Raw genomic sequence first — 10,729 nt, forward strand, 5'->3', positions numbered from 1 at the left:
CCCCCGGGCCGCCAGCCGGCCGTGCCAGTCACCCAGTGCGGCCTGCAGGGGCTCCAGTCCACCCGCCACCCGCACCTGGGCGATCAGTGGGGCGATCTGCTCCAGGAGGTAGCCGCCCCGCCTGAGTTGGTGGGCCAGCCGTGCGTCCCGTACGTCGGCCTCGTCGTAGACGCGGTAGCCGGTGCGCGGGTCACGGCGTGGGGTGACGACTCCGGCGCGTTCCCACACACGCAGCGTCGCGGGCCGGATGCCGAGCCTTCGGGCCAGCGGGCCGATGTACGTGCCCTCGCATCCGGGACGCACGGTCGGTTCGGACGTGAACGCGGCCATGGGCTCCAGATCGCTGAGGGCTCTCTCGACGGCCTGGAGGGTCCGGCGGTCGTCCAGGAGCTGGGCGTGGCTCTCGTCGACGAGGCCGAACGCCTCCTCGACCGCGCCCTGATTCACCGCCCGCATGATCGCCGTCGCCGTCTGGTGGCCGTGGCCGGGCAGCAGGGCGACGAACGCCCTCAGGGCCCGGGCGTGGCGCGGGGTGTAGGTGCGGTAGCCGTGGGGTGTGCGCTCGGCGGGCGGGAGGATGCCCGCCTCTTCGTAGTTCCGGACCGCCTGGGTGGACAGACCGTGCTCGCGCGCGAGATCGACCGGCCTCAGCCGTTCACCCCTTTGAAGGTTTCGCCTCATGGCCGCCAGAATATCGCGGAAAAGTTTCAACCGAGGCTTCAACGATAGCGTTGAAGGTATGAACAGTGGGAGCAAGGCAGACATCAGGAACATCGCCCATGCCGTCGAGGCGAGCGCCGTCATGAAGCTGTTTCCACGCCGGCCGCGGCTGCTCGCCCTCGGCGAGCCCGCCCATGGCGAGGACAGCCTGCTCGGCCTGCGCAACGTTCTGTTCCGGCAGCTCGTCGAGCGGGAGGGCTACCGGACGATCGCGATCGAAAGCGACTGCATGCGGGGCCTGGTCGTGGACGACTACGTGGCTTCGGGCACGGGCACCCTCGACGACGTCATGGAACACGGCTTCAGCCACGAGTGGTTCAACAAGTCCGTGGCCAACCGCGAGCTCGTGTACTGGATGCGCGCTTTCAACGAGAACCGTCCCGCGCCCGACCGGGTCCGTTTCGCCGGTTTCGACGGTCCGCTGGAGATGACGGGCGCGGCAAGTCCCCGGCAGGCGCTGACCGCCCTCCACAACTACCTCGCGGCCGAGGTGGAGGCGGACCTGCTCCCCTGTACCGCGGACACCCTCGACCGGCTGCTCGGAGCCGACGACCGCTGGACCCACCCGGCCGCGATGATGGAGCCCGCCGAGTCCGTGGGGCAGTCCCGCGAAGCCGGGCAACTGCGCCTGTACGCCGATGATTTGGTGGCTCTGCTGGACGCCCGGGCACCTCACCTCGTCGCAGCGACCTCGCCCGGAGACCTGGACCGGGCGCGCCTGTACGGGCGCACCGCCCTCGGTCTGCTGCGCTACCACCACTGGATGGCCGACAGTTCACCCGCCCGTATGACCTGGCTGGTGGCGCTGCGGGACCGGATAATGGCCGACAACCTGCTCGCCCTCGCCGAACGGGGCCCGACCCTGGTCCACGCCCACAACGCCCATCTCCAGCGGAACAAGAGCACCATGCGGATGTGGCAGGGTCCGGTGGAGTGGTGGAGCGCCGGTGCGCTCGCGAGCACGCGCCTGGGCGGGGAGTACGCCTTCCTTGCCATGGCTCTCGGTACGATCCGGTACCAGGGGGTGGACACCCCGCCGCCGGACACCGTCGAGGGCCTGCTCTACGCCCTCCAGCGGGACCACTGCCTCATCGAATCCTCGCAGTTGGCCGCCGCCCTCAGCTGTCCTGGGCCCGCCCCGCGCGTGTCCCCCTGGTTTGGCTACTCCCCACTCGACCCGGCCCACTTGGCGGACAGCGACGCGATCGTCTTCATCAAGGATGTCCCGTAGGGGCGGGAACCCGTCCCGGGTCCGCCTCCGGCCCGATCGCTTCGAGCTACGCGTCCCGTTGCCGTATCGCGGTCTCCACATGCGTGCGGAAGTCGCGGGGCCGGTGGCCGGTGAGCCGCAGAACCGTGTCGGTGACGCGGTCCTCGGCCCCCTCGGCGATGTCCCTGTCCATGCCCGCGAGCATGGCCGCGAACTCGGGCGGCATCAGCTGGGCCAGTCGCTCGCGCAACTGCTCGTACGTCAACTGGTGGTGGCTGACGGCACGTTCGGTCGCTTCGCTGAGGACGGCCGCCACCTCCGCGTGGCTGAGCGCCTCCGGGCCGGTGATGATCAGGTCGGTATTGGGAGGCTGGGGGTCGGTCAGCGCGCACACGGCGACGGCCGCGATGTCGTCGGCGTCCACGATGGCCACCCGCCCCTCCCCCGTCGCCGTCAGGATCGCCCCTTCCTCGCGGACGCTCCGGGCGTGCAGGTGGTCGCCGGTGTAGTTCTGCATGAACCAGGACGGCCGCAGGACCGCCCACTCGTCGAAGAGGTTGGGCAGAGCCTGGTGCACCTGGCCGACGGCCGGCCCACCGGCGGGGATCGCCGAGGAGCTGAGCAGCACGGCCCGCCGTACTCCTCGCGCCCGGCCCTCCTCCAGGAAGGGGAGCATGACGTCGGCCGGCGTCGGGGAGCCGAGTGGCGGGACGAGGTATACACCGTCCGCGCCGCTCAGCGCCCGCCCATGGGTGGAAGGGTCGTACCAGTCGAAGCGGACACGCCCCGTACCCTCGGCGGCGGCCTCGTGCCGGCTCGCCGCTCTGACCCCGTACCCACGGGCGGCGAGGCCGCGGGCCACACGGCTGCCGGTGGTGCCGGTGGCTCCGATGACCAGGAAGGTGGCAGGCGTGGTCGGCGGACCGTCCCCCGTGTTCATCGGGCCCTCCCCGCGAAGTCGGCCGCGCCGTCCTGGGGAACCGCCAGCGGATTCCAGTAGTCGCGGTAGCGAGTGATCCGGCCGTTCGTCACGGAGACGACGGCGATGTACGTCATGTCGAACGGATCGCCACTGGCCACCAGCCGACCCACCCCTCTCATCTCGGCCACGATCGTCTCCGGATCAGCGGTCTGATGGATCGTCACGTCGGCGAAGTCGTGGAGGTCGATGTGGTCGGGGTAGTGGCGCATGTAGTCGGAGATCGCGCCCTTGCCCTCCAACCGGTTCGGCCACCCGGGAGGGGCGAAGGGAAACGTCAGCAGACCGTCGTCGTCCCACAGGTCCACCCAGGCCGGGATGTCCTTGTCGAGCAGCAGCCGCAGTCCGTGACGGAACAGCTCCGCCGGTTGCGCAGGCGTGGTCATGGGAGTTCCTTCCGATACGATACGGACCGGGGGTCCGCTTAATAGAAGACGATACGGACCCCGGGTCCGTTTACGCAACCGGAGGAACGCCGTGCCCGAACGCAAGCCCCGCGCGGACGCCATGCGCAACCGCGAGGCCGTTCTCGCAGCCGCCGACCGGCTCTTCGCCCAGTGCGACCGCCCCGAGCAGGTGACCATGGCGGACATCGCGGCCGAAGCCGGCGTCGGCAAGGCGACTCTCTTCCGCGGCTTCACCGATCGCACCGGCCTCATCCGCGCGCTCTACGAGGCCCGCCTCGCATCAGTGCGCGAGGCCGTCATGGACGGCCCGAGTCCGCTCGGACCCGCCACCGAGCCCGGGGAGCGCGCCATCGCGCTGCTCGACGCGGTCCTGTGCTTCAAACTCGACCACCGCCACCTCTCCCTGGCCCTGGAGTCCGCGGGAAGCGACAGCCCGTACGGCGCCGAGCACTACGGCTGGTGGCACGCCACCCTCCGGGACATCCTGGAGCAGCTCCCCGGATTCAGCGGCGCTGACTTCGCGGCGCACGCCCTGCTGGCAGCCGTCCGGGCCGACCTCGTCGACTACTTGACCGACCGTCACGACATGGCGCGTGAGCAACTGCGGGCGGAACTGGCCGCGTTCGCCACCCGGACCCTGCTCCACCATCAGGAGGGCCGGCGGGTCCGACCGGGCGGAGACACACAGTCCGAGCAGTGAGGGCGAGCAGGTAGAGACGGCGGCCCTGGGAGCCCCTTACTCCTGGGCCGTCAGACAGAACTGCACCAACCCCGCGTCCACGTCCAGGATGACCCGCTTCATCTCCGACCACGGCGGGTGGAAGCTGGTGCCCCACTCGACGGTGAAGGCGAGGATCTTGCTCTTCGCCGGGTCGACGAAGTGCCGGGAGAAGGCGTAGTCGTCGCTGGTTCCGCTGGTGGGGTACAGATGGAAGGCGGACATCGGCGTGTAGGTGAGTCCGCGTACACCGTGCAGTGCCCGGCAGAACCGCTCCGCGAGCAGGACGGCGTTGTCGGCGTCGTCCTTCGGGATGTACTCCGCGTAGGCCAGGTCACCGGCGACTCCGCGTTTGCCGTCGAAGGCGGGGTTGCGGAAGTTCTTGTCCGGATCGAGCGTCTGGTTCTCGTCGTCGCCCCAGACGAAGAGGATGTCCTCGGAGTAGCTGTGCACGTCGACGAACCAGCGCGTCCGGGGGTACGCGTCGAGGAGCCAGCGCACATTGCGGGTCTCGGGCTCGGAGAACGCGCTCGGGCCCTCGTACACCTGCACGTCGCAAGGGTCGGCCGAGACGCGTGGGCCCGCCGACGGGTCGAAGGCGGTGGCGAAGTCGAAGAGGAAGTCGAAGTTGCGGTTGATGTCGACGCCGACGCAGTCGGGGTTGCCGCCCGAGTTCGCCGGGTTGCGGTTCTTGCGCCACATCGGCTCGACGGTCTGGCTGTAGTGCCGGCCGTCCGGGTTGACGAGCGGGAGGACGACGACGTCCAGGTTGTCCAGGACGCTCCGCACCTGGTCGGCGGTGAAACTGGTGCCGCCGTAGCCCAGGCCCGTACCGGCGCTGTGGGCTTCGAGCAGGTCGGCCGCGAGGTGGATGAGGATCTCGCAGCTGCCCCATTCACGGGCGTGGACGCCCCCGATCAGCACGACAGCGTCCTTGGTTCCGGCGGGGGCGGTGCCGATGCGCAGGGCGTGGCCCGCACGCCCCTCCACGGAGGGTTCGGGCAGGTCGATGAGCTCGCACTGCGCGGGGAACGCGGCGGCGAGACTGGTGACGGCGGACTCGACCTCGGTGGTGTTGAGATACGACATGGTGTCCCTCCTAGGCTTCCTTCACCTTGAGGGCCAGTCCGCGCGGAACCGCGTCCGCGGGGGCGAACCGGTCTCCCTCGCCGACCTCGGCCTGGCGCGCGCGTCCGGTGGCGGTGGCGTTCTCCAGCGTGGTGACCACCACGCCCTCGCGTTCGAGGGCCTCGGCCTCTTCCGGGGATACGTAGGCGTCGATGCTGAAGGTGCCGTCCTCGCCCCGGCGGGGGCGGCCTCCTACGTCGGGCCGGGCCTCGCGCAGCACTGCGCGGAGGGTTTCGGCGTCCCTGGCCGTGACACGGACGCGGATGATCTCGTACGGGGCAGTGGACATGGCGACCTCTTCCGGGCGCCCCCGGGCTACGCGGCGGGCCTTGACGACAAGCCGGACCGGCTCACACTTCGGCTCTTCCGGCTCACCCGTCGCTCACACATCAGCGATGCCGATGGCGCGGGCGCTGACGTACACAAAGTGGTGAAGGCCGGGACGTACCCGGACGTACCCGACTTGAATGCCTTGTTTCCGGTGCTGTCTTCAGCGTGCGCTTCCGCCGTAGAACGCGTCAAGTCGCGTCAGAAGCGGACGATGTGTCCGATGTCCGCGAGTCGGCAGTCGGGGATGGTGTCGGCGGCACGCAGCAGGAAGTTCAGGAAGGGTGCCTGCAGTCCGAGGGAGAGGTTGATGACGATGTCGTCGATCACGCCGCCGGAGCGGCCGGAAGGGACGGCGACCAGGCCGTTGCGGACGGCGTGGTCGTAGGTGGCGAGGGCTTCGGTGATGGTGCCGACCTGGTTGGGTTGGAGGATGAAGCCGTCGACCGCCGGGACCGCGAGCGCGTGGCCGAGTCGGGCGCGATTGGTGATCTCGCCCGAAGCGCAGTCGAGGGTGTAGGCCACCTTGTCGGCGCACCCGGAGATGTCGACGGCTTCCTGGATGAGTTCGAGGACGACGCGCGGGTCGTCGCAGGGCGCGCGGTAGCCGTACGAGGGGGCGACGCCGGCGGGTGCGCCGGTGTAACCGGGAACCGGTGGGGGGCCGAGGCAACGGCGCCCGACCGCACTCCACTTCCCCATGATGAGCGTGAGCGGCCCGGGAGCGCAGCTCAGGCACCCGGCGGGGACGCGGGCAAGCGGTGCGCGGGCGGTCGTGCAACGCGAGGCGAGGCCGCCGCCCGTCGCGGCGCGGGCGCTTACCGACGCGGGGTCGCGGTCCCGCTCACAGGCCGGAACCCCCGGTCGCGTCGACCACGCGTCCGGTCACCCAGCGTGCGTCGTCCGAGGCGAGGAAGGCCACGATGTCGGCCACGTCCTCCGGCTGCCCGACACGCCCCAGTGCGGCCAGGGCAGCCGCCTGGGCTTCGGCCTGCGGGTTGTCGCGCAGCCAGGACGCGTTGACATCCGTGTCGATGATCCCGGGAGCGACGGAGTTCACGGTGATTCCCCGGGGGCCCAGGCTCTTGGCGAGGTTGAGGGTGAAGGTGTCGAGCGCGCCCTTCGTGGCGCTGTAGGCGATGATCTCCGGCATGGCCAGGCGTGCCGCGCCGCTGGAGATGTTGATGATCCGGCCGCCGTCGCGCAGACGCGTCAGGCCGTGCTGGACGATGAAGAACGGGGCTCGCACGTTCACCGCGAAGACCTCGTCGAAGTCCTGCTCCGTCAGCCCGGCCAGGTCGGTGCTGCGGCCGATGCCCGCGTTGTTGACGATGATGTCGACACCGTGGGCGGTGGAGGTGGCGGTGCCACCGCCGGTACCGGTGGCAGCGTGGACGTCCGGTGCGTACGCGGCGATCGCGGCATCGAAGGCCGCCCACAGGTTCGCCGCGTCGCCGTGCTGTCCGAGCGTGGCCTTCAGCGCGACCGCCCGGCCGCCGTCCTTCTCGATACGGGCGACCGCTTCCTGGGCCGCCGGCCGGTCGCTGGTGTAGGTCAGGGCGACCAGGGCACCGTCCCCGGCGAGGCGTTCCGCGATGGCGCGGCCTATACCCCTGCTGCCGCCGGTGACCAGCGCGACCTTGCCCTCAAGCCTGCCTACGCGCTTGCCGTCAAACTGCTGCGTTCCCATGGTGGTTGACCGCTCCTGTCAATTGTTGGTGGATCACTCAAGAAAGAACGTAACACGTTTTTTGAGCGGACGCTCTAAAATGGTGGGCATGAGCGAGACACCCGCGAAACGAGGGCGGCCACGGACCTTCGACCGCGCCGAGGCCCTGACGGCCGCCACCCGGCTGTTCTGGGAGCGCGGTTACGAATGCACCTCCATCGGTGACCTCACGGAGGCGCTGGGCATCAAGCCGGGCAGCCTCTACGCGGCGTTCGGGGACAAGAAGTCCCTGTTCAAGGAGGTGGTGGGCAGTTACGGCCGGTCCCCCGCCGGCGCCTTCATGAGTGTGGCGCTGGAGGAGGAACCCACGGCGTACGGGGCGTTCGCCCGCATCCTCCGCGAGGCAGCCGTCATCTACTCCGACCCCTCCCACCCGGCCGGATGCCTGACCATCACCGCGGCCACCAATGTCACCCAGCAGGACACCGAGGTGGCGGTGTTCCTTCGCACCTTGCGCAACGCGAACCTGGCGACGTTCGAAGACCGGCTGCGCCGGGCGCGGTCGGCGGGCGAACTGCCCGCCGACGCCCGGCCGCGCGCGCTTGCCGCGTACTTCGCCACCGTCATCCAGGGCATGTCCCAGCGATCCCTGGACGGCGCCACGGCGGACGAACTGAACGAGACCGTGGAACTGGCGCTCGCGGCATGGCCCGGGGCGCGGACGCCGGATCCGCTCCCGGACGGGCAGCGGCCTTGACGCATCCCGCTACCCCCCGCCACGCGGGGTAGCGCCCGGTGACCGGGAGGGCGCATGGTCGTTGCTCTCCCTGGAGACCTCGGGACGGGACGAGGCTACTGACTAGGAGCCGAGCGATGACCCCAGTGACCGATGTCCACTACCGGCAACACGTCCTCCCGTACTACCGGGCCTTCGGCTCCCGCTTCGGGTACACGGCGCTGCTGGGTCGCACACGGCACTTCGGCTGGTACGAGCCGGGCCACTCCCCCTGGGCCTTCACCGCGGCCATGCGGCGCATGGAACGCGTCGTGGCCCGCGAGCTGGACCTCCCCGCCGCGTCGTCGGTGCTCGACGCCGGGTGCGGGGTCGGGGACACGGCCCGTACGGTCGCGGCGGCGAGCGGGGCGTATGTCACCGGGATCGACGGGATCGAGCCGGACGTGGCCATCGCGCGGCAGCGGTCGGCGCGTGCCGGCGAGCCGGGTGGGCGTACGCGCTTCCTGCTGGGCAACTACCACGCCCTGCCGTTCGCCGACGCCTCCTTCGACGGCGTCTACACGATGGAGTCCTTCGTCCACTCCCCCGACCCCGGGCAGGGGCTCGCCGAGTTCTTCCGCGTTCTGCGCCCGGGCGGGAAACTGGTGATGTGCGAGTACTCCAGCACTCCGCAGGACCGTCTGTCGCCGCGCGCGTGGTCCGCGCTGGTGAGGGTCTGTGAGCTGTCCGGCATGCCCGGCATGCTCACGATGACCCACGGGCACCTCGAACGGCTTCTTCAGGAAGCCGGGTTCGGGGTCGAATCCGCCTACGACGCGACGGAGAAGATGCTGCCCATGCTGCGGTGCTTCTCGGTGCTCGGCCGGCTGCCGTACGCGGTGGCGCGCGGCGTGGGCCGCGGCGACAGCCTGGTCAACGCGATGAGCGGGGTGGAGATGTACCGGCATCGGGAGACATGGCGGTACAACATCTGCGTGGCCACGAGGCCGTAGGGCAACGCGGGGGGGGCACACAAAGGTTCGGAACCGAGGTCCGGGAGACGGCCCGGAAGACGCCCGGAAAAAACACTCGGAAAAACTTCGCCGCCGATGTCGAGAAGCCGTGCCCGGCTCCGTCCCCGTAGTGAACGCGACCACAATGGGCCGCACCACTACCGAGGAGCCCCACCATGGCCAAGTACCTGCTGCTGAAGCACTACCGCGGCGCCCCGGACGCCGTCAACTGCGTGCCGATGTCCGAGTGGACGCCGGAGGAGATCTCGGCGCACATGCGGTACATGCACGACTTCGCCGACCGGCTCGAGAAGACCGGGGAGTTCGTCGACGCCCAGGCGCTCGCCCCCGAGGGCACCTTCGTCCGGTACGACGGCGAGGGGCGCCCGCCGGTCACCGACGGGCCGTTCGCCGAGACCAAGGAGCTCATCGCCGGCTGGATGGTCATCGACGTCGACAGCTACGAGCGGGCCGTGGAACTGGCCGGGGAACTGTCCGCCGCCCCGGGGGCCGGCGGGAAGCCGATCCACGAGTGGCTGGAGCTGCGCCCGTTCCTCGCCGCCCCTCCCACCGTCACGGAGTGACCTCACCCATGGACCAGGCCCTGCTCAGGAGCCTCACGCCTGGCGTGCTCGCCGTCCTCGTCCGCCGCGGAGCCGACTTCGCGGCGGCCGAGGACGCCGTGCAGGACGCGCTGATCGAAGCCGTCCGCGTCTGGCCCGCCGACCCGCCCCGTGATCCCAAGGGGTGGCTGGTCACCGTCGCCTGGCGCAAGTACCTCGACCAGGTACGGGCCGACACGGCCCGCCGCCGGCGCGAGGAGGTCCTCGAACAGGAGCCGGTGTCCGGGCCGGCGCCCGCCGCCGACGACACGCTCCAGCTCTACTTCCTCTGCGCCCATCCGTCGCTCACGCCCTCGTCCGCCGTCGCGCTCACCCTGAGGGCCGTCGGCGGGCTCACCACCCGCCAGATCGCCCAGGCCTATCTGGTGCCAGAGGCCACCATGGCCCAGCGCATCAGCCGGGCCAAGCGGACCGTCTCGGGCGTACGGTTCGACCAGGCGGGCGATGTGGCCACCGTGCTGCGCGTCCTCTACCTGGTCTTCAACGAGGGGTACTCGGGCGACGTCGACCTCGCGGCCGAGGCCATCCGGCTCACCCGGCAGCTCGCCGCCCGGGTCGACCACCCCGAGGTGGCGGGCCTGCTCGCCCTCATGCTGCTCCACCACGCCCGGCGCGCCGCCCGCACCGCGCCCGACGGCGCCCTGGTCCCGCTCGCCGAGCAGGACCGGGGCCGTTGGGACACCGCGTCGATCGCGGAGGGCGTCGAGATCCTGCAGTCGGCCCTCGCCCGCGACCGGCTCGGCGAGTTCCAGGCCCAGGCCGCCATCGCCGCCCTCCACGCGGACGCGCTCAGAGCCGAGGAGACCGACTGGGTGCAGATCGTCGAGTGGTACGACGAGCTCGCGCGCCTGACCGACAGCCCCGTCGTCCGGCTCAACCGCGCGGTGGCCGTAGGCGAGGCGGACGGCCCGCGCGCCGGGCTGGCCGCGCTCGCCGAGCTGGACGAGTCGCTGCCCCGCCACACCGCGGTGGCCGCGTATCTCCACGAGCGCGACGGAGACGTGGCGACCGCGGGCCGGCTGTACGCGGAGGCGGCCCGGAAAGCGCCCAACCTCGCCGAGCGCGACTACCTCACCCGGCAGGCCGCCCGGCTCCACACCCGCGGGGGCCCGTGACGCACCGGCGCCGAACCCGCTGGTTCGCGGGCCCGATCGGGCCGTCCGAAGACGTGACCGGCCCGGGCCGTCCCCGTCACCGATCGCCCGTCACCGCCCCCGTCC

The 10,729-nt window shown here is 70.8% G+C and carries 13 protein-coding genes; 6 read left to right on the forward strand and 7 right to left on the reverse strand.

Features of this window, described 5'->3' with window-relative positions; translation table 11 throughout:
- Nucleotides 1–681: MerR family transcriptional regulator (locus tag ACJA3G_RS19260; protein WP_406554252.1), on the reverse strand; the 681-nt coding region annotated here is incomplete at its 3' end.
- 58 nt (nt 682–739) lie between these two features.
- Here ACJA3G_RS19260 and ACJA3G_RS19265 point away from each other — a divergent pair.
- Nucleotides 740–1,951, forward strand: coding sequence for an erythromycin esterase family protein (locus ACJA3G_RS19265; RefSeq protein WP_406554253.1), 1,212 nt, complete (start codon nt 740–742; stop codon nt 1,949–1,951).
- Between the two features lie 46 nt (nt 1,952–1,997).
- Here ACJA3G_RS19265 and ACJA3G_RS19270 read toward each other — a convergent pair whose 3' ends face one another.
- Entirely contained in the window at nt 1,998–2,870 is an 873-nt protein-coding gene (locus ACJA3G_RS19270) for an NAD(P)H-binding protein (RefSeq protein WP_406554254.1), read from the reverse strand.
- The gene (locus tag ACJA3G_RS19275; RefSeq protein WP_406554255.1) at nt 2,867–3,295 is read right to left on the reverse strand and encodes a nuclear transport factor 2 family protein; all 429 of its coding nucleotides are present in this window, start codon (nt 3,293–3,295) and stop codon (nt 2,867–2,869) included. Before ACJA3G_RS19275 ends, ACJA3G_RS19270 begins: the two co-directional genes overlap by 4 nt.
- Before the next feature lie 91 nt (nt 3,296–3,386).
- On the opposite strand from ACJA3G_RS19275, the gene ACJA3G_RS19280 reads away from it, so the two are divergent.
- On the forward strand, nt 3,387–4,016 hold the full coding sequence (locus tag ACJA3G_RS19280) for a TetR/AcrR family transcriptional regulator (RefSeq protein WP_406554256.1): 630 nt from the start codon (nt 3,387–3,389) through the stop codon (nt 4,014–4,016).
- A gap of 36 nt (nt 4,017–4,052) precedes the next feature.
- Here the strand turns inward: ACJA3G_RS19280 and ACJA3G_RS19285 are convergent, their stop codons facing one another.
- From ACJA3G_RS19285 to ACJA3G_RS19300, 4 genes are all read right to left on the reverse strand, one after another.
- A complete protein-coding gene (locus ACJA3G_RS19285) occupies nt 4,053–5,123 on the reverse strand; it encodes a M14 family metallopeptidase (RefSeq protein WP_406554257.1) in 1,071 nt (356 codons plus the stop codon).
- Between the two features lie 10 nt (nt 5,124–5,133).
- Nucleotides 5,134–5,451 (reverse strand): hypothetical protein, encoded by a 318-nt coding sequence (locus tag ACJA3G_RS19290; RefSeq protein WP_406554258.1) that lies wholly within the window; start codon nt 5,449–5,451, stop codon nt 5,134–5,136.
- Between the two features lie 239 nt (nt 5,452–5,690).
- Nucleotides 5,691–6,191, reverse strand: coding sequence for a hypothetical protein (locus ACJA3G_RS19295; protein ID WP_406554259.1), 501 nt, complete (start codon nt 6,189–6,191; stop codon nt 5,691–5,693).
- Nucleotides 6,192–6,333: 142 nt separating this feature from the next.
- Complete coding sequence (locus ACJA3G_RS19300; protein WP_406554260.1) at nt 6,334–7,179, reverse strand: SDR family oxidoreductase; 846 nt, start codon at nt 7,177–7,179, stop codon at nt 6,334–6,336.
- A 79-nt stretch (nt 7,180–7,258) separates the two neighbouring features.
- Here ACJA3G_RS19300 and ACJA3G_RS19305 point away from each other — a divergent pair, with 79 nt between their 5' ends.
- From ACJA3G_RS19305 to ACJA3G_RS19320, 4 genes are all read left to right on the forward strand, one after another.
- A complete protein-coding gene (locus ACJA3G_RS19305; RefSeq protein ID WP_406554261.1) occupies nt 7,259–7,915 on the forward strand; it encodes a TetR/AcrR family transcriptional regulator in 657 nt (218 codons plus the stop codon).
- 116 nt (nt 7,916–8,031) lie between these two features.
- On the forward strand, nt 8,032–8,886 hold the full coding sequence (locus tag ACJA3G_RS19310; protein WP_406554262.1) for a class I SAM-dependent methyltransferase: 855 nt from the start codon (nt 8,032–8,034) through the stop codon (nt 8,884–8,886).
- A gap of 176 nt (nt 8,887–9,062) precedes the next feature.
- The gene (locus ACJA3G_RS19315) at nt 9,063–9,470 is read left to right on the forward strand and encodes a YciI family protein (protein ID WP_406554263.1); all 408 of its coding nucleotides are present in this window, start codon (nt 9,063–9,065) and stop codon (nt 9,468–9,470) included.
- 8 nt (nt 9,471–9,478) lie between these two features.
- A complete protein-coding gene (locus ACJA3G_RS19320; protein ID WP_406554264.1) occupies nt 9,479–10,624 on the forward strand; it encodes an RNA polymerase sigma factor in 1,146 nt (381 codons plus the stop codon).
- Nucleotides 10,625–10,729: the final 105 nt, after the last annotated feature.

It is taken from the genome of Streptomyces sp. YS-3, assembly GCF_045257485.1.
Lineage (GTDB): Bacteria > Actinomycetota > Actinomycetes > Streptomycetales > Streptomycetaceae > Streptomyces.